General features: G+C 53.1%; 15 protein-coding genes. 8 read left to right on the top strand and 7 right to left on the bottom strand.

From position 1 onward, the window contains the following. Positions 1-84: 84 nt before the first annotated feature. Positions 85-747, bottom strand: a complete 663-nt coding sequence (locus JMJ16_RS52425; RefSeq protein ID WP_201394656.1) for an esterase family protein — start codon at positions 745-747, stop codon at positions 85-87. Positions 748-981: 234 nt separating this feature from the next. Here JMJ16_RS52425 and JMJ16_RS52420 point away from each other — a divergent pair, with 234 nt between their 5' ends. Then, positions 982-1,668, top strand: coding sequence for a transposase (locus JMJ16_RS52420; RefSeq protein ID WP_201394655.1), 687 nt, complete (start codon positions 982-984; stop codon positions 1,666-1,668). 479 nt (positions 1,669-2,147) lie between these two features. Here the strand turns inward: JMJ16_RS52420 and JMJ16_RS52415 are convergent, their stop codons facing one another. Beyond that, positions 2,148-3,752 carry an FAD-dependent oxidoreductase gene (locus JMJ16_RS52415; RefSeq protein WP_201394654.1) on the bottom strand — a complete coding sequence of 535 codons (1,605 nt, stop codon included), beginning with the start codon at positions 3,750-3,752 and terminating at the stop codon, positions 2,148-2,150. Between the two features lie 136 nt (positions 3,753-3,888). On the opposite strand from JMJ16_RS52415, the gene JMJ16_RS52410 reads away from it, so the two are divergent. From JMJ16_RS52410 to JMJ16_RS52400, 3 genes are all read left to right on the top strand, one after another. After that, positions 3,889-4,548, top strand: coding sequence for a TetR family transcriptional regulator (locus JMJ16_RS52410; RefSeq protein WP_201394653.1), 660 nt, complete (start codon positions 3,889-3,891; stop codon positions 4,546-4,548). A gap of 1,409 nt (positions 4,549-5,957) precedes the next feature. After that, on the top strand, positions 5,958-7,772 hold the full coding sequence (locus JMJ16_RS52405; RefSeq protein WP_201382848.1) for a reverse transcriptase/maturase family protein: 1,815 nt from the start codon (positions 5,958-5,960) through the stop codon (positions 7,770-7,772). A gap of 89 nt (positions 7,773-7,861) precedes the next feature. After that, positions 7,862-8,503, top strand: a complete 642-nt coding sequence (locus JMJ16_RS52400) for a hypothetical protein (protein WP_201394652.1) — start codon at positions 7,862-7,864, stop codon at positions 8,501-8,503. 198 nt (positions 8,504-8,701) lie between these two features. Here JMJ16_RS52400 and JMJ16_RS52395 read toward each other — a convergent pair whose 3' ends face one another. Continuing rightward, on the bottom strand, positions 8,702-10,075 hold the full coding sequence (locus tag JMJ16_RS52395) for a serine hydrolase (protein WP_201394651.1): 1,374 nt from the start codon (positions 10,073-10,075) through the stop codon (positions 8,702-8,704). 505 nt (positions 10,076-10,580) lie between these two features. Here JMJ16_RS52395 and JMJ16_RS55715 point away from each other — a divergent pair. From JMJ16_RS55715 to JMJ16_RS57805, 3 genes are read left to right on the top strand one after another with little or no spacing between them, the layout of a single operon-like run. Continuing rightward, positions 10,581-10,910, top strand: a complete 330-nt coding sequence (locus JMJ16_RS55715; RefSeq protein ID WP_236602204.1) for a hypothetical protein — start codon at positions 10,581-10,583, stop codon at positions 10,908-10,910. Beyond that, on the top strand, positions 10,911-11,375 hold the full coding sequence (locus JMJ16_RS55710; RefSeq protein WP_236602203.1) for a hypothetical protein: 465 nt from the start codon (positions 10,911-10,913) through the stop codon (positions 11,373-11,375). Beyond that, positions 11,270-11,500 carry a zinc ribbon domain-containing protein gene (locus tag JMJ16_RS57805; protein ID WP_201394650.1) on the top strand — a complete coding sequence of 77 codons (231 nt, stop codon included), beginning with the start codon at positions 11,270-11,272 and terminating at the stop codon, positions 11,498-11,500. Before JMJ16_RS55710 ends, JMJ16_RS57805 begins: the two co-directional genes overlap by 106 nt. Positions 11,501-11,622: 122 nt before the next feature. Here JMJ16_RS57805 and JMJ16_RS52380 read toward each other — a convergent pair whose 3' ends face one another. After that, positions 11,623-15,114: a DNA-directed RNA polymerase subunit beta gene (locus JMJ16_RS52380; protein WP_201394649.1), complete on the bottom strand. Its 3,492-nt coding sequence runs from the start codon at positions 15,112-15,114 to the stop codon at positions 11,623-11,625. 445 nt (positions 15,115-15,559) lie between these two features. Here JMJ16_RS52380 and tnpB point away from each other — a divergent pair, with 445 nt between their 5' ends. After that, complete coding sequence (gene tnpB / locus JMJ16_RS52375) at positions 15,560-16,738, top strand: IS200/IS605 family element RNA-guided endonuclease TnpB (RefSeq protein WP_201394648.1); 1,179 nt, start codon at positions 15,560-15,562, stop codon at positions 16,736-16,738. Between the two features lie 530 nt (positions 16,739-17,268). Here tnpB and JMJ16_RS52370 read toward each other — a convergent pair. From JMJ16_RS52370 to JMJ16_RS52360, 3 genes are all read right to left on the bottom strand, one after another. Further along, entirely contained in the window at positions 17,269-17,904 is a 636-nt protein-coding gene (locus JMJ16_RS52370) for a cysteine hydrolase family protein (RefSeq protein WP_236602201.1), read from the bottom strand. Further along, entirely contained in the window at positions 17,905-19,245 is a 1,341-nt protein-coding gene (locus JMJ16_RS52365) for an MFS transporter (protein ID WP_201394643.1), read from the bottom strand. A 94-nt stretch (positions 19,246-19,339) separates the two neighbouring features. Further along, a complete protein-coding gene (locus JMJ16_RS52360; RefSeq protein WP_201390548.1) occupies positions 19,340-19,825 on the bottom strand; it encodes a MarR family winged helix-turn-helix transcriptional regulator in 486 nt (161 codons plus the stop codon). Positions 19,826-19,829 lie beyond the last annotated feature (4 nt).

Genomic DNA, 19,829 nt, shown 5'->3' with positions numbered 1-19,829 from the left:
CCTCCGAATATCTCAGCAGGGCGAAGAAGCTCTGTGCCTTTTTCTTTTCTTCACCACGCGTTCTTTCAATACGTAGAAGGGAATCTATTCGCGTCCAAACGCCCACGCCACCATCAGCGGGAACTCTTTTCGCCAGAACGCGCCGCCGTGCGATCCAACCCGCTCTTTCATGACAACGTCTGCACCTGCATCGCGCAGCGCGGCCGCCCACCTCGTCGCGTTCTCAAGGAAGAACGGCTCTTGCGTGCCGGCAACAAGATACGTGCGCGGAAGCCGACTCGACATCACCTCAGTTGGTTTGTAGCCTCCGCCCGGCGAGGCGCAGAAGATCGCACCGTAGACGTCGGGATGCCGGAGCCCAAGAGCGAGCGCGAGCTCTCCACCCGCCGAGGCACCGAACACCGCGGTGCGTTCAGTGGGCAGCGCTCCTCCAAACCGCGACGCTGTCCATTGGCGGACGTCTTCGACGAAGAACTTCTCATGTGCCGCGAACCGTTCAGCGTCAAAGACCGGTGAGTACTCCTGGAGTCGCAGCTTCTCGTCCGTCAGCCCGTGTCCACCAACGATCATCGTGGGCGGGACGTCCGCTGCCTCGAGGAACCGGCCCCACTGCGAGATCCTCTGACCGTCACCGGCGAAGACGACTGCCTCGGGCGGATCTGGCGGGACGTACACTGTCACCTGCCGCCCACCGTCGTAGTCGAACGTCTCGGTCACAAGCGCTCCCGCGATTGCTCGGTCATGCATTTTCGCACCTCTGCCCCGTAAGCTTTTCTGCGCATCTTGCGCATAGGGAAAGTGGACCTTTCTGTCATTCTTGGATCCAGTATACTTTGTCTCTCTTGTATTGCTGGCTTGCTTGCATCTCGTTGCGTATCTCGTGGGCAGAGCCGGGATAAGGTCATCTGTATGTTAGGGTAACGGTGTGGTGGATGGTTCGTTTTCTTTCTCAAAGACCGAGAGAAGGAGAATCACATCAGGATGGAGGCACCTCTGTTTTTGCTGGTGAACTGGATCGACTTTCTCCAGCAGCTCGAGGAGTGGATCCCCCAAGATGTGGAGCGGGTGTACGCCGTTTTAGATAACCTGAGCATGCACCGTGCGATGGATGTCTTGCTCTTCAATGTGGCGTATCCCCGATGGGAGTTTGTGTTCCAGCCCACCTATGCAGCCTACTTGAACCTGATCGAACCCTGGTGGAAGACGCTCAAATCGCTGGCGCTCAAAGGCAGACGGTTCGAGACCTGTCAAGAAATCGAGGAAGCGGTACAGAAGGCGACGGCGTACTGGAATGCGCGCAAGCATCCCTACGTGTGGGGCCGTCGACGACGCCATCGGCATTGCAGGAAGCCTGGCAGTAGTAATAAAAAGATTGAGAGCCATAGTCGTGTTGCAACGCTCCCTTCTCTAGCAGATGTTTCTCCAAATGAGGAAACAACTGCCTCAAAACAGTTTGCCCTTTCAAAAGGAGCAGATGAAGCTGCCTCCCTTGGGGAACACCAGACCGTGCTTGCGGAGAAGCAGGGAAATGATCCCGTTCCATCACGATCACTTCCTGAAAGTGATCCGCAAGAACGCGGACCGCCAACATACCAGCAAGTCCCCCACCAATCACAAGCGCAGTACCACGAGCATTACTCATATGTTTCCTTTTCATCTGCGAAATGATATATTCCCTTACGAAAGATCAGCAAAGTACTCAAGAAGCAATCGGTGTACAAACATATATCCCCCACCAATTTTACGTAATAAAATATGATGTGTGGTATAGTCCAAGAACTGGACAATAGCGAGAGGTACAACAGTTCACCCGAACAATGACATGCATCGCTCAGTACGTGGGTAAACCCACGGGACGGACTGCCACGCCCTCTATCCCCTGCCCGAAGGATTCAGGGATTGCTTTTCGGACGATGTTGAGACTTCCGTTCACATCTGCATTGATCATAACCTGATCCATGCGCGTGGACCTGTCTGCTGGCCTCATCGGGGCGCTGTGACGCAGGCACAGCGCGGGGAGAAGCTGTGCTCGTTTTTCGTCAGCGACTAGCTACCCCCCCTTGACAATCAAAACACTATCTACGTCCCGTTTACAAGTCCGTTTTGCCCCCTCCACCCATCTTCCCTTGTTGCTCTCCAATCCCTCTTTAAGGGTGCACCCTCGAACACAAATGCAACGCCGAGAGTATCCCCATAAGCTGCCGACCCCTATCCTCATCAGGGGCGCTCACACGAGCCGCCACAAAGCCGTCAGGCCGAACCAGGAGCATGCCATGATCAGGCAGGCCGGTCGCCCGTTGCCAGCTCTCCTTGCTTGCTAAAAGCTCTCCTTCAGAACCAACACTATAGACGGGCAGTTCGATGCCAGAGTGAGCAGCACATTCCCGCGCAGCCTGTTGCCAGCTTCTCCCTTCTGAGCCTGTCAGCAGGACGAAATGACGACTGGTAATATCAAGAGTTGAGATGCATCGGCCCTGATACTCTACCCACAGGTGAGGCACACGTGAGCCGGACTGCCCTTTCAGCTCCGTATAGTCTGGTGTGATTCCTTCTTCATCTGAGAGCACAGCTGACGAGGCGTAGAATCCGAAGCGAGCCTGTAGTTCGTTATCCGTCGTTTTTTCTCGGTCGGTGATCTCTTCCTGCTCGGCAGCAAAGCCAGCCACGTGACGCCTTTCCGTCTCGTAGGTCGAGAGCAAGGTGGAATCAGCGTAACCCTGGAGAACGGCGGCCAGCTTCCAGGCAAGATTCTGTCCATCCTGGATGCCCAGATTCGCACCCACGCCGCCTGTGGGCAGGATGATATGAGCCGCGTCGCCAGCCAGGAAAACTCGCCCAACCTGGTAGCGCTCAGCCAGCCTCTCCTGCGGCTCCCAGGGGAGAACACCCATGATTTCTACCGCGAGGTCAGGTATCCCGATAGCCTTGCGCACCAGCTCCTGGCAGCGTTTGACAGATGGGACCTTCAACTCTCCATTTTCGAGATACCCGGGCATCTGAAAAAGCCAGCGATCACTATTATTGACTGCCATGAGCAGGCCCTGAGCTTCAGGGGTCTCTATCGTACAGAGTATAAACTCGTGGCCTCGTACCAGCTCGCTCAGGTCTGCACGAAAGTCAATCGCGAGTGTATGCATCTTTGACAACGTAAAGCTTTTCGTCGGGATTGCAAGAGTGCGCAGTGCAAGGCTATTAGCCCCATCCGCAGCAACCAGATAGTCAGCACGGATACGCTGCTGCACTCCCGTCTTGCGATCCACAACGAGAGCCGTCACACCCGTCTCATCTTGCTCAAAAGACAGCAATTCAGTCTGAAGGCGCAGATCTCCCCCTCGTTCCCGCGCCGCCTCAAACAACACGGGCTCCAGAGCAGCCTGATTACACAGACAGCCTGTGGCAGGACTGATAGCCTTCTCTGCTTCTTTCATCTGGTCGAACGTCTCAAGATCTTTCCCATCCAGGTTCAGGCGTTTGACTTGTGCCATGTTGGCGGAGGCAAGGGTCTCGACAAAAATTTCACCCCGGCTCCTGCTGAGCGGCTTGGCGGCTTTCCTGACTCTCTCCTCCAGCCCTAGCGCCCGAAATACCTCCATAGTCCGCGCTCCCAGGCCAACCGGTCGGGGATGGATCGCTGTGCCTGGATGTCGTTCAATGAGTATATACGGGATCTGTTGCTGCGCCAGAAAGAGCGCGGTCGAGAGGCCGGTTGGTCCGGCACCAACAATCAAAACTGGAACAGAGACATCTGCCATTATCGTTCTTCCTTTCTGCACCTCATGTATTTTTACATGAACTTAAATTTTTAAGTTACCCTAATTATAGACGCGATGCAGAAAGAAAGTCAACCCCAATCTTGCGGTCCATTGCAAAAAGAGCTACAATGCGTTTATGACACAGATACCAGGACGACGTGAACGAAAAAAGCAGCAGACACGGGAGAAGATCGCAAGAGTGGCTTTAGAGCTCTTTATTGAGCGTGGCTTTGAGCAGGTGACAGTGACCGAAGTGGCTGAAGCGGCTGATGTGTCGGCAAATACCGTCTATAATTATTTTCCAACGAAAGAGGACCTCTTTTTTGGACTCAATCAACCTATGGAGGCTTCCCTGGCCGGAATCGTTCGTCAGCGTGAGAAAGGCGAATCATTGCTCACCTTTCTGCGCCAATTGCTGCTCGGCAGTCTCGAATCTCTGAAAGCGATGCCGTCCCCAGAGCAAGATTCTACGCGGCAGCAGGTCTTCCGGGTGATTCGGGAAAGCCCTACCCTGCAAGCTCGGGGTCGGCAAATGACTGAGTCTGTTGAAGAGGATCTGGCCCATGCCCTTGCCGAAGACATGGGCACAGAATCGGACGATATCGTGCCTCGCCTCGTTGCGCATCTGATCCTGACCCTTTATTCGAGGATCTTTGCGGAATACGCGAGGCGGCGATTAAAAGGCGAATCTTCCGAGGCGATTTATGCTGGTCTCTCCGCTATGGTCACGGCTGGTCTCGATCTGTTAGCACATGGGATCGATGCTTCTGGGGATACCGAGATGGGATTGAATTAGCTTCCTAGCGCCTCCAGCAACATATCGCCCTCTTCCGGGGTGATACAGGACTGGCCTGATGCCCCAAAGGGCAACTGGGATGAAATCGCGGCCCTCAGTGAGCGATTACGTTCCTTTCTTATGAACCATCCCGCATAAATCATAAAGAATCCACAAAGGGCTCAAACGCACTTCCAATAAAAGGGGAAAGTCCATTTTCATCTCCGTTTTGTTCCACCTCAGCAGCAGGGGCAACACGAGCACGGAACACGTGATCGTGCTTCTCAGATGACGCAGAGACATGGTGATCCATCTGGCAAAGAAGAGAGCAGGTGGGGCGTACGGTCGAGCGTCTGGTGGCGATGATGCAGTCCTCTGGGATGCGTGTGACCCCTGCGGTGAGAGCATCGATGTCCGTGATTGTCTGGGAGGAGTTTGCTCGCCCGGCGCAATCGGTCTCATCACAATCGTCTAAGGAAAGAGAATTGGCCTCCTCGTCACCTGGAACACAGATGAACACATTCAATGATGGGATGCTCAATGATCGAATACCGATGATACGCAAAAGTCGATTTTCTCGAAGACAGTCCAGAGGTGTGGAAGAAGATCGTCGACCTCAACCCAAACCATCGACTCCTGTGGAAGAAGGTCGATCTTTGGCGCAAGAAAATGTCGACCTTCGCGACGCACAGACGCAGACTCGTGAGCCCCCTACACATAGACATCACATCATCTAAAGCTGCACGTAGATGGGCTGTGGAATCTCTTTCGCACCTCCTTTACAACCCTCACATCCTACTCGCCGTTACCAGCCGTGGCATCTCATACCTGATCCAGCCGAAAGGAACGAATTGAACCTGGGCAGCCCTGGCAGAATTACGTGCGCCGCGTCGGTGGCTATTGGAATTCCTGCGCAATGCAGGAGAGGTCGAGAGCGAAATGACCTCTAGGATAATGACTTACTTGGAAGGGAAACCTGAAGAGGAAAACAGCATGTCATTAAAGTGGAGAAAGGTTGAAGGTATGTAAATCTTGGCTCTGCAAATCCTGTGTGTATGGTGAGTGAATAACGAACCTAAGTTCTTGGTGGTGATATGCCACACCCGTCATAGCATACCTGAAATGACGACACTGGAATACGCATGTGATGTAATTAGTGCGAAACCGCTCTCTCCAGTGAACCGCAAGCAATGAGCTTGGTGTGAATAACACAGAACATGGCACCTAACCACACTCAACGTTCCATAGACGCAAACGTGGGACGGCCTACAGGCGGCGACGCCCAGGGCTGCGGACCCCCCATAGTAGTCAGAGACGGTAACGCCGTTCACAAGGCGAAGGGGCAACCTACGAAAGTAGGCCAGAGCGCTCCCTTGATAAAAGAGCGCAGGGGAGGTATCGTGCAGTTTCACCAAACAGAGGTATGCGTAATGCAGGACGCCAACGTTTACCTGGAACTGGTTCGTGAGCGAGGCAAAAAGGGGTTGCCTCTTGAGCGGGTCTACAGACAACTCTTCAACAGAAATCTTTATCTCAAAGCCTATGGCAAAATCTATCGCAATGCGGGCGTTCTCACCAAAGGCGTCAATGAGGACACCATTGATGGAATGTCGCTGGAGAAAATTGATGCGATCATTGAAGCGCTGCGACATGAACGCTACCGATGGAAACCAGCGCGCCGAACCTACATCCCCAAAAAGGATGGAAAACAACGCCCACTGGGTTTGCCGGTGTGGTCGGATAAACTGCTTGGAGAAGTGGTCAGAATGATCCTCTCCGCTTACTTCGAGCCGACATTTAGCGACCACTCACACGGTTTCCGAGAAGAACGTGGATGCCATACAGCACTGAGAGAGATTTACTACGGATGGAGTGGAACCACCTGGTTCATAGAGGGCGACATTTCAGGTTGCTTTAATAACCTCGACCATGAATTGCTCATCTCAGCGCTGAGTGAACATATCCATGATGGACGGTTCATCAACCTCATCCGACAACTGCTCAAAGCTGGCTACCTGGAGGAGTGGAAATTTCACCGGACACTCAGTGGTGTTCCGCAGGGTTCCGTTGTCAGCCCGGTGCTTTCCAATATCCTACTGGACAAGCTGGACAAGTTTGTAGAAACAGTCCTCATCCCAGAATATACCAGAGGAGAGAAAAGAAAACGGAACAAGACGTACCAACACCTGATGGGACAAACTGAGAAGCATTACCGGAAAGGAGAAAAAGGTCAAGCCGCCATGTACCGCAAACAGGCGCAAAAGCTCCCATCAGTGGATACGCACGATCCCGATTTTCGCCGCCTGAGATACTGTCGCTACGCCGACGATTGGCTCATCGGCTTTATCGGTCCCAAATCAAAAGCGGAAGAAATCAAGCATCAACTCGAAATCTTCCTGCGCGACGAGCTCCACTTGGAACTCTCCAAAGCAAAGACGCTCATCACGCACGCAAGAAGCCAAGCAGCACGCTTCCTGGGGTACGATATTACCACCATCCAGAAAAATGCCAAGCGCATAAAGAACGTCGCACGTGGAACCAAAGGCAGAAGTGTCAATGGACGGATTGGATTACGCGTACCGCCAGAGGTGCTCAAGGAGAAATGTGACCGATACAAAAAGAACCAAAAGGTCATGCATCGACCTGAATTGGAAAACGATAGCGACTTTACGATCATGGGCCTCTATCAACTAGAGTACCGAGGAATTGTCGAATATTACCGCCTGGCCTACAATCTGCACACCCTCGACCTGTTGAGATGGGTCATGGAAGTGTCGCTCACAAAGACGTTAGCACACAAACACAAAACATCAGTGCAGAAAATGTGCGATAAGTACAAGGCCGAATGGGAAGAAAACGGCACGACCCATCGAGGACTTCGCGTGGTCATTCCACGTGAAGGAAAGAAACCCCTGATAGCGACCTGGGGCGGCATCTCACTGCAATGGGATGTCAAAGCAATCCTAAATGATCAACCGCCACACCAAACGATGGGGCGCTCTGAATTGGAGAAGAGGCTTCTGGCCCAGGTATGCGAACAATGCGGCGCAACGAGCCAGACCATCCCCATCGAAGTACACCACATTCGGGCACTCAAGGACCTGGAGAAATATCCAGGCCGTGAGAAACCCAGATGGGTGCAAATCATGGCGGCCAGACGCCGCAAGACGTTGATCCTATGCCGAACGTGTCACCAGGACGTCCAATATGGACGCCCAATGAGACGACAGCAACCAAGCTCATGAAGGGAATACACCAACGATACTGGAAAGCCGGATGCTAGGAAACCAGCACGTCCGGTTTGGGGGAGGGGAGTCGAAAAAGTACCACAGTAATGAGGCAACTCGTCGGCTTCCTATCCTACGCAGAGGCAAATTTTGGTATCCAAAAACGTATGAGTGATTTCGCCTTCGCAAAATCCCGTACCTGGCCCGAAGTTCAGCAGGTCCATCAAACATGGTGGAAGCACTACAATCAGGAGGACCATTTTGCTCACCACAAGCGCCAGGATGGGCGACATTCTCCTCATGCCGTCTTGCGTGGAGTGTTGGGCCGTACCTACCCCGATTCGGTCCTCCAAAACGTTCTGTACGCCACACAGTTCACCCGGTATTTGGACCAGCGGGGATTCGCTCGGTTTAAGAAATGGCATTTCTTTGGGGAGGATGGACTGGCAGGCGAGCAGGTTTCGATCTGGATGTATGATGGGATGTTGAAAGTTGAACATCGTGCAACCACTTTGGCAGAGTATGCCATTCGTACCACGCCTGATCACAAGCAGATTGAAGAGGTCAGACGATCACGGCGCATTGAAACGCATTTTCGTAGTTCCCAACTTCGCCTGTGGCAGACCGACGAACATGACTGGATATTAGCACTACGGCAGCCAGAACGCCAAAAACACCCGAAGCGGTATGGACCCGCTGATATTGTACAGCTTCACTTTCCAGAGATGGAGGAGATAGCTGCGATCTAGCACTTTCATGAGTATATCGATGGGAAATTCGCATGAAAAATCTAAATGAAAGGAGGAAAAGCAAAAATGCAACGATGGAAATATGCTGCTGTTCTCCGCAATAACACCGGAGGATGGATCTTGACCATAGTGACCCTTTCTTGAATCAAGAATATCTCTTCTTGTGAGACTCTACTTATTCGAGTCAAGGTTAACCAATCAGAGGAGAGCAAGCAATTCTGCGCCAAGTTCTCCAAACTTCTCTGGCGGAGATTTGCTCGCGAGGAAAACGACGGCAGTTGAGCGACCAATAACCGCATGCAATTCTGCGGTGAAGCCTTCGACCGCCCCTGTTCGCCATGCGACCATTCCTTGCGGCCGATCCACGAGAGCAAAACCAGGCGCAAAACGGATTTTTGGGCCTGCTGACACGGTTCGCATTAGTGCCGCTTGCACCAAAGGGTCAGTTCCCTCTGAGAAGGTAAGAGCAAGTGTGACGAGATCGGCAAGGGTACTGGTCATGCCACCAGATGCGGGGTAGGCCGAGGTATGCGAGGTGCTTGGAGCGAGACGGCCCTCTCCTACTCGATACCCAACCACACTGGTTGGAAGAGAGGTACCTATGTCCTGAAGTCTGGATGCGGCCAGGTGGTAGCGGTCGAGAATTTCTCGTGAGAGGAACGCACTATAAGGTTCCTCGGCAATGTCTTCAATGAGTGTCCCAAGGATCTCATAGCCTAAATTGGAATACTCTGGTCGGCCTCCTGGTGGTCCCGTCAGGACGATCTGTGGGGAAATGTGACTCAAGCGTGTGCCCTGGACGAGAGTTGCATGACGGACGTTGATATGGTCTCTGGGCACCCCTCCGCAATGGAGCAACAATTTGGCCACACTGGGAGGAACGTCACCAGGAGAAGCTGGGAGCAGTTCGAGCGTTCGTAAATATTTTTGGGCCGGGGCGTCGAGGTCCAGTTTCCCCATTTGGGCAAGACGCAGCACACCAAGTGCCGTGACCATCTTGGTCACTGAGCCGACTCGAAACACGGTGTCCGCATCAATGGGATGCAAAAAGTCCAGATCAGTCACCCCCAGATGTTCCTGGTGAATTATTGCTCCTTTTGTTGCAATGGCAACAGCCAACGCAACCAGGTGGCTTGTATTGGCAACATCGATGAGCCGCTGGTGAATACGAACGGCAACCTCTTTGGGCAGAGAAGACTCAAAGTGATCACGTGAACGCACCTGAGATGCAATGGCATTCCACTGGTATCCATCTGATGGAATGAGGCGAGGAGCGAAGCGACGAATCAAATAGGGAGGGACGGTTTCCAAGGCGACGTCGAATTCCCACTGCTGTGAACCTGCTCGCAGCAGGACAAGGGCCTCGAATGATCCGCGCCGCTCAAACGCTTCGATGACGGGCGTCGTTGAGCGGAAAGCGGCAAAGCGATGGCTTTTGTTAAAATAGGCTGCAACATTCCCCTGTGAGGTGAGCCGTGGAGCCAGATGAGCTCTAATCTCCTGGGAAGTCGTGCCATATGAGAGGCTGGCGATCAGCCATTCAACAGCAGCATGCAAAGGATCAGTGATCATGCATCTATTGTAATCTCAATGGGCCGTGGCGTCAACGTCGAGGGCACCTGAGATGTTATATGAATATTATAAGCAATGGGATGACTCTCTGCATTTTACGCCCGGACAAAGGAGTCTCGTGCTGTCTTTTTTAGCACCTTTGCAGACCGACTCAGGGGTACATTGACACATATCTGTAGCTTTCGTTGCAACAAAAATGCGATTTTTGAACTACCTATCTGCATCTGGAGCCATTTGAGCGGCGTACTCTGAGCCTTTTTGTTGCAATAAAAGCGATCAATATAGGTAAAGCATCCCTTGAGTGTCTGTACCTTGCCCAGTGGCCACCGACCTAGCTTCTCATTCATGCAATTCTCCATCTGCTGCGTGCTCTCGTGGAGAAACGGTTGAAGATCCTTCCCAGACACTCCCCTCTCCGGAGCAAGAGGAGGGTTCTCTTGTTGCTATACCTGATGAAGATGAGGCTGATAGTCCTTTGCTCTCTCTTCGGGATCAGGTGACCGCGATGAGGGTAGTCTATGAGACGGCGACACATAAGATGCTTGAGGCGCTGGCGCAAGACTACTCGCAGCGGTTTAGTCAGACGAGTGAGAATGTTGGCGTCTATCTCAAACGCATGCATGAACACCCGCAGTGGCTGCATGTGGCGGCGGTGGATGCCCTGGTGCGGACCTGGTTCCCTGATCCCGGACGTCGTGCGGCCAGACTCGGGGGAGGATGGGTGATCAAGAAATACCGCGCGTATGTCGAGGGGCAGGAAGAGCCTCCTGCCGAAATGGTGGCCTGGGCAGAGTGGATTCTCAATGGTGGGTTGTCCTATAACCATCTGGAGTGAGTGCTTGAAGTTGCAGCGCGCAGTGGGAGCATCACGTCAAGCGAGGGGAAACACCCACTTCCTCACGAGGTGATGATCGAAGCGGGACGGTTGCAGAAATTCTGGGTCGAAGGCGGCGCGCAAGGTCTGGAGCGCTCCGGCTACCTTTTTGTGGATCGTGATGGAGACTTCTTTATCCCTGAGGACTACGAGAGGTACTGCCAGGAAGCGGTCAATGAAGCCCTTGCTACCCTCTATGATCCCAGTGATGCCCAGGTGATGTATGAGATCCAGACCTATCTGGCCTGGACTGAGTCTCAGCGGCTTCCTGCAGAAGAAGAGCAGGCTCTGTTGAACAATTTACCACGTCCTCTGGTGCAATGGGTACGAGCACTGGGCAAGAGTGTAGTACGTGTGGGCATCAAGCGCGTAACAACCGTCGTTCTCAAAGCCTGTTCCTCTGTCGTGCGTGTGGGTTCAGCTTGAACGCTGACCTTAACGCCTCTCGCAACATTGGCAACAAGTACGTTGCGTCTCTTGCCAGCCTCGGGACCCCTTTGGCTGGTGGGTCGTCGTCAAGCGGCCTCTCGTCTCAACCCCTCGCGGGTTAGGGACAAGCCCCCGTGCTTTAGCCGGGGGTACTTGACTGAGCGTTTTTCCCTCTGCTCGGTGGCATTCCAAAAGTGATGGGATCAAACAAGGAGCTACAACCCACCGATACGCTGTAGTGACATTACTGGTCTCCTTCGAAACCGGACAAGTTGATACCAAGCTCTGGCATCACATCGTTCGAGGTGTCCTCAACAAACTGAATCTTCTGCTCGTCCTCGTTGAGCACCTCAACGTTGATACCGAGACTCTGCAATTCTTTGACCAACACCTTAAAGGACTCCGGTACTCCTGGCTCCATAATGTTTTCGCCCTTGACGATGGCCTCATACGTTTTCACGCGGCCTACCACGTCGTCCGACTTCACTGTCAAAATTTCTTGCAGGATATTTGCTGCACCATAGGCTTCCAGCGCCCACACTTCCATTTCGCCGAAGCGCTGTCCACCGAATTGTGCCTTCCCACCCAACGGCTGTTGGGTGATCAAGCTGTATGGTCCAGTCGAGCGAGCATGAACTTTATCTTCAACCAGGTGGTGCAGTTTCAACATATAGGTATAGCCGACGGTCACTGGATGATCGAATGGCTCACCAGTACGTCCATCATAGAGTTGTACCTTACCGCTCTCAGGCAAGCCCGCACGCCGTAACATCTCTTCAATGTCTTCCTCGGTCGCGCCATCAAAGACCGGAGTAGCGATCTTGAAGCCAAGCACGCTGGCAGCCCAGCCCAGGTGCGTCTCCATGATCTGACCGATGTTCATACGGTGCGGCACGCCCAGGGGGTTCAGAATGATATCCACCGGCGTTCCATCGGGCAGGAAGGGCATATCCTCAATCGGCAAGACACGCGAGATGACGCCTTTATTTCCGTGGCGTCCCGCCATCTTGTCGCCCGCGCCAATCTTACGCTTCTGCGCGATGCTAACGCGAACAAGCTGGTTGACGCCTGGCGAGAGCTCGTCACCCGCCTCACGCGAGAAGACTTTGACTTCGATGACTTTCCCGCGCTCGCCGTGCGGCATGCGCAGCGATGTGTCTTTGACTTCACGGGCCTTTTCACCGAAGATAGCACGCAGCAGCTTCTCTTCTGCCGTCAACTCAGTCTCACCTTTAGGGGTGATTTTGCCCACCAGGATATCCTGCGCGCCAACTTCAGCACCAACATAGATGATGCCGCGCTCGTCCAGATTGCGCAGGCCTTCTTCACCGACGTTGGGAATGTCGCGGGTGATCTCCTCAGGCCCCAGCTTGGTGTCGCGGGCATCTACCTCGTATTTCTCGATATGGATAGACGTAAAGAGATCTTCACGTACGATACGCTCACTGATCAGGATAGCGTCCTCAAAGTTGCCGCCCTCCCAGCTCATAAAGGCGACCAGAACGTTCTGGCCAAGTGCCAACTCGCCAAGTTCGGTCGAGGAGCCATCGGCGATCACCTGACCCGCGCCCACATAGTCGCCCTTCTTGACGATAGGACGCTGGTTGATGCAGGTACCATTATTCGAACGTACAAACTTGCGCAGCGTATGCGTATACAGTTCGCCACTCTGATCCATGATTTCGATCTTGCGTGCGGTCGAGGAGACGACCTCACCGCTAGCCTGAGCCACGATCACCTGGCCGGAGTCAACGGCTACCTGACGCTCGATACCTGTACCACAGATCGGCGACTGAGTCCGCAGCAGAGGTACCGCCTGGCGTTGCATGTTCGCGCCCATCAGTGCGCGGTTCACGTCGTCATGCTCCAGGAAGGGGATCAGCGCGGTCGCGACGCTCACGGTCTGGCGCGGCGAAACATCCATGTAGTCAATAGTATCCGAGGGGACCTCGGTAAACTCACCCTGATAGCGAGCCAACACCCGGTTATCAGCGAATTCGCTGATAGCTGTCAAAGTAGCGTTCGCCTGGGCGATGTAATAGTTCTCTTCGTTGTCAGCGGTATGATAATCGACATCATCGGTCACATACGGCTTGACACTCAAGGGTGTATCACCTAAGAATGACAGCTTCTTGAACAACTCCTCATCAACACGCACGGGATTGTTGCACTTGAGCAGCACCTCGCCATCCTCGGCGACGATATCCTCGCGCCTCCCATAATAGCCACGCAGTTCGCGACCAAGCAGGCGCATATCGGTAGCGGGAAGATGCTTAACGACGCGCCGATAGGGCGTCTCGATGAAACCATAGGGGTTGATCTGACCATAGGTAGCCAGGTTCCCAATCAGACCAATGTTTGGACCTTCAGGGGTCTCAATCGGGCAGATGCGGCCATAGTGCGACTCGTGTACGTCACGTACATCAAAACCGGCGCGGTCGCGTGAGAGACCACCGGGCCCCAGGGCCGAGAGACGACGCTTGACACCGATCTCGGCTAGGGCATTGGTTTGTTCCATGAACTGCGAGAGCTGGCTACCGCCGAAGAACTCCTTTATCGCTGCAACCACCGGGCGAATATTGATCAACGCGTTTGGCGTGGCCTGCCCAGGCTCCTGGATGCTCATGCGCTCTTTCACCACGCGCTCCATACGCAGCAGACCAACGCGGAACTGGCTCTGAATCAGCTCACCCACGCAACGCACGCGGCGGTTGCCCAGGTGGTCGATGTCATCTTTGCGTCCACGCCCATTGTTGAGCGAGACCAGGCGCCGGATAATTGCCACCAGGTCGTCCTGCGTCAGGATGCGCTGGCTCTGCGGAATCGAAAGGTCCAGCTTGCGGTTCAACTTATAGCGACCAACGTTGCCCAGATCGTAGCGGCGTGGATTGAAGAAGATGTTCTTCACCAGGGAGCGCGCGTTGTCCAGAGTGGCGGGATCGCCAGGGCGCAGCTTCTTGTACAGCTCCAGGAGGGCTTCCTCCTCCTTCTTCACAGGATCGCGGTCCAGGGTCGCCTGAATATAGCGGATGGTCTCATTGTTATCTACCCCGGTAAAGGCATCCAGAATACCCTGGTCGGTCGAGAGGTCCAGGTCCTCCACATGCCAGTGCTCTTTGGCCAGGCGCGAGATGGCGCGTAACAGGGTTGTTACAGGCAGCTTGCGCTTGCGGTCAATCTTGACTGTGAGCAGGTTTTTATTGCTGGTCTCAAACTCCAGCCAGGCACCGCGCCCGGGAATCAACTTCGCGGCAAAAAGCTTTTTACCAGTCGTCGCATCCTCGTCCACCGTGAAGTAGACGCCGGGGGAACGCACCAGCTGACTCACCACAACGCGCTCGGCACCATTGATAATGAAGGTACCAGCCTTTGTCATCAACGGGAAGTCACCCATAAAGATGTCTTTCTCGATGATTTCACCTGTCTCTTTATTCATCAGGCGAGCCTTCACATTGAGGGGAGCGGCATAGGTCGCGTCACGGTCGCGACACTCATCCTCGTCATATTTTGGCTTGCCAAAGGGTTCAGGAGGGACAATAAATTCCAGGCTGAGATTTTTGCCGGTAAAGTCTTCAATAGGAGAAATTTCTGCGAAAAGTTCGCGGAGACCTTCCTTCTTGAACCATTCAAAGGAGTCGAGCTGAATCTGAATTAGGCCAGGCATTGGCCGTATATCCGGAATACGCGCAAAGGAGACGCGTTCCGGTAATAGAACAGGTTGCTTGCTTGCCTCCATAACACCTCTTTTCCTTTCACCTCTCGGTGACTCCTTTCACACACGACGAAGATCTGGCACATGCCTGATGCAGCATGCACTTTATGAGCACAAACACAAGAGGTATCTTTGCTCAAAGGAGGGCTTTCACCGCAGGTGTGCCAGGGTTGTGTCGCTTCCACCTGAGTATAGGGGAAAGAACGCCAAAAAAAATCGTCCAAAAAGGCAGTGCGCGAGTAGACAGGAGGTGATACAATAAAAATGGGAAAGAAGGGTCTAGGCTCGTTTTCGAGCTTCGGAAACCACACCGTTCCTTGCTCTGCTCTTCTTCGTTGATCCACTTATCAAACCGCGCCAGAAGACCCCTGTTTTGAAACATGGGGATGAATGGCGCGTTCCTTTTGTGGGGGAGAGAGGATGGAAAGAGGTATTGCATTTTTACACCGTAACTGCTACAATGTAACGTATGGAACAGAAACGCGCTTTCAAGTATCGGGTGTATCCCACACCAGAACAGAGGCAGATGCTTGCTCAGACCTTTGGGTGTTGTCGTTTCGTCTATAATTGGGCATTGCGCAAGAAAACCGATGCCTATTACAAGGACCACCAGCGACTCTACTACAAAGATTTGAGTATCCTGTTGACTGACTTGAAAAAGCAAGAAGAGACGCCCTGGTTGAACGAGGTTTCCAGTGTGCCCTTGCAGCAAGCTCTTCGCCACCTGGACAAAGCGTTTCTCAACTTCTTTGAAGGACGTGCCAAGTACCCCACCTTCCACAAAAAGCGAAACGCGCAATCTGCTACCTATACAGCCAATGCCTTCACCTGGCGCAATGGCTCTCTGACACTTGCCAAGATGAGCGAGCCTCTCCAGATCGTGTGGTCGCGTCCTTTGCCAAACGATGCCATTCCTTCGAGCGTCACTATCACGAAAGATTGCGCTGATCGCTACTTCATCAGCCTCCTGGTAGAAGAGGACATTGTGCATCTGCCTTGCAATGAGAAGGCGATAGGTGCTGATCTTGGGCTGAAATCCTTTGTGGCCTTGTCCTCTGGGGAAATTGTTGGCAACCCCAGATTCTTCGCCAAAGATGAGAAGCATCTGGCACGTGCTCAGAGACGACATGCCAAGAAGAAAAAAGGCAGCAAGAACCGAGACAAGGCACGCAAGAAGGTTGCGCGTCTTCATGCCCATATCGCTGATCGACGCCGTGATTTCCTGCACAAGCTCTCGACACGACTGATCCGTGAAAATCAAACGATCTGTGTTGAGTCGCTGGCAGTCAAAAACATGGTCAAGAACGAGAAGCTCGCCAAAGCGATAAGCGATGTCGGATGGTCTGAGTTTGTGTCCCAATTGGAATACAAAGCCGACTGGTATGGTCGAACCCTGGTCAAGATTGATCGGTGGTACCCTTCCAGTAAGCGCTGCTTCGAGTGCGGTCATCTTCTCGACGCTCTCACGCTTGATGTCCGTGAATGGACCTGCCCTGAATGTGGTGTCCATCATGACCGTGACATCAATGCAGCAAACAATATCCTTGCCGTGGGACTCACGGTTCATGCCTGTGGAGAGAGCATAAGACCTGGAGCGGTGAAAACCAAACCAGGCAGTTCTCGACGAAGCAGGAAAGCCTCGAAGTGATTCGAGGAATCCCCCGGCTTTAGCCGTGGGGAGGATGTCAAGGGCTCATGGGTTGATAAGACTATGCGTTCCATCCAGGTACTCCTCGATGGAATACGGCAACGAGAAGCGTCTGCTCCAGAAACCTGAGCATGGCCTGCTGTTTTGTACATTCTCGCCAGGATCTTGTCCTCCCTCAACTAAATTTTCCTGGAGTTTTACGACAATAGGGTTCTGTCAGAACTCAGAATATGATGTGATGTGGAAGCGACTCATGGCGTGTACTTTTGAGAAACAAACACCTGATGAGGAGCGCCCCATGAATTGTCCCCATTGTACATCTTCCTCCGCAAAAGAACAGCGCAAGAAAACCATCCTCGGGGACAAGACATTTCGCTGCACAGTCTGCAAACACCTTTTTCATGAACGCACTGGCACTCCTTTCAACGTTCTCGAATATCCTAAGTGGCAACGCCGGGAAAGATTCGGGGAGCTTTGTGCCTGGGGAAGCCTTATCAGGAACAAATGGGAGCGCCCCGAATTAGGCCAACTTACTTTTGAAGCTCTCCCGATAGAAGCTTCATTTTCCAAGTTTCAACCTGAAGCACTTCCGCTTGCCGCGGAAAGATTTTCGTTAACAGGACGCGCTGGACTTCTGCATCGTTGTCGAAACAGCAATCGGCTAAGACGGTTAACTGATAATCCTTGTCAGCCGCTTCCCGCAAGGTTGATAAGACCACTCCACTGGTTGCTATACCACAGAGCACCAGATGCGAAATGCTCTGTGCTCTCAGCACCACTGCTAGATCACTGCCACTAAACGCACTCACGCGACGTTTCGTGGCCACAATGTCCGTTGGTTGTGGAGCAAGAGCAGAAGCGATCTCCATTGCTTTCCCTGTCAATAAGGAAGATGGTTGTTCTTTCAGTGTGGAGAAGGATTTATTGCTTGGACTAATTTCGGGATACCCTGGACGAAAGGTCACAGCGACATAAATGATGGGAATTGACGCGCCACGAGCAGCGTCAATAGCTGTGCGTACAGGGGTGAGAACGTCACGCTGCTGTGCGAGCCTGGCGACAATTCCTTCCTGCATATCCATCACTAAAAGAGCGGTATGTGCATGTGTATCAGGCATCATTTTTCCTTTCTCTTGCAAAACGATACGTGTTTGTTCTTCTGTCAACTACTCACTCCTCGTCGCTGTCGTTGACTCTTCGAGGCTTTTCTCTGCTGGTTGACGCAGAAGCCAGGCAGTAATTGCGACAATGATGCAGAGAGCTCCTCCAAGCAAGAATGTCGTTGAGACGCCAATGCGTGTCGTTAAGGCACCTGCTAAGAAGTTCCCTAAGGGCAAGGCACCTGCATAGACCAGGAGATACACGCCTATGATCCTGCCACGGAGATGATTGGGAGCGATTGTTTGAACTGCGGTGCTTGCTGTGGCTGTCACAACAACCTGTGCAAACCCTATACTGATGAGCAAAGGGAACGCGAGGATGTACACGGGAGAAAGTGCAAACGCAATCTCAAGTATGCCGAACGCGAACGCTGCGATCAGCAGAAAGCGAATACTCGGTTGACGATTTCCCCAGGCAACCCACAGTGCTGAGAACAGAGCCCCAAGCCCATAAGCTGCTGCAATGAAGCCATACCCCGTCGCCCCAGCATGGAAGACCTCGGTGGCAAACAGCGGCAGCATCACATTGAATGTGATACCGAACAACCCGATTCCACCAATGAGTCCTATAATGAGAAGAACGGCTGGCATGTGCCAGGAATAGGAGAGACCCTCACGCAAGCTCTGGAGCGTGCTGCGTTTCTTACCGTCCGTCCTTTTGCCGGGCAAGGTGTATAACATTCGTGTGTCGATCATGAATAGGCAGATAATCACAGCGATAAAACTCAGCGTGTTAAGGAGAAAAAGTGGTGCAACACCGAGCCATGCAATCAGCGCACCACCAAGCCCTGGTCCCAGCACACGAGCCATATTGGCGAGCGAAGAATTCAGGGCGATGGCGTTTGGGAGATCTTCGCGGCCCACCATTTCATTAATAAACGCGTTTCGGGTAGGACTATCAAGTGCATTGGTGATGCCTAGCAGTGCAACCAGAAGCAGAACATGCCAGACTTGGACCACTCCCGTTATCACCAAAAGCCACATGATGGCTGACTGAACAAGTGAAATAGATTGTGTCACGAGCAGCAGCCTGCGTTTGGGGACGCGATCAGCGAGTACCCCACCGTAGAGTGAGAAAATCATCACTGGCAAGTACTGGAGCAAGCTCACTACTCCAAGCAGCAACGCGCTATGTGTCAGTTGCAAGACCAACCATGCCTGCACTGTTGTTTGCATCCAGGTCCCGATCTGCGAAATCATTTGACCAAAAAAGAACAGCCGATAGTTACGATGGCACAGGGCAATAAACGTTCGCCTGAAGCCCCTGGTATGTGTCCTGACTGGCGCACTCCGCTGTTCCTCTTCGAGAAGAGTATGTTCCTGAGTGCTGGAATGAATGGGTCGCATAGGTGTTTTCTCCAAGGAATACCAAGGTGAGCAGAGAGAGACGCACGTGAAGGGGGCTCTCCCAGGAGGGATGCGCTTCTTGCGACAAAGCCGATCAGAGCTCTTCCTCACTCAGATGGCGTAGGGCAGGCAGTGCTCCTTGTAAATGAGTCAGTTCTTCTTGACTGAGATGGCTGAGAAGACGGTGTAAGTGCGTGCGCCAGAACTCCTCATAGAGTGATACCACACGCTGACCGCGTTCAGTCAGTGATACCTGCACCACCCTCCAGTCCTGTTCATCGCGAATACGTGTGACGAATCCCTGGGCCAGTAGGCGTTTCACCATGGCAGTGATGGCTGGCGGTGCAACATCTAGTTGCTCAGCTAATTCTTGCATGGTGCACTGTTGGCGCGTCATCAGCACACGCAGAAAATTGAATTGTCCTTTGGTGGCCCGGAGTTCTAAAATGTCGCGCCATTCCGGGGCGATATCATCTGAGTTGTGGGGAAGTTCCGCACGAACACGCTCCAACAAGCGGGGAATAATATCAAACAGCGCATTGGCAATGTCCAAGGTCCTCTCAGAAGAAGGCTCACTCATACCG

This window comes from Ktedonobacter sp. SOSP1-52, assembly GCF_016587395.1.
The sequence above is the reverse complement of the archived record's forward strand: the minus strand, read 5'-3'. Positions and strand labels throughout refer to the sequence as shown.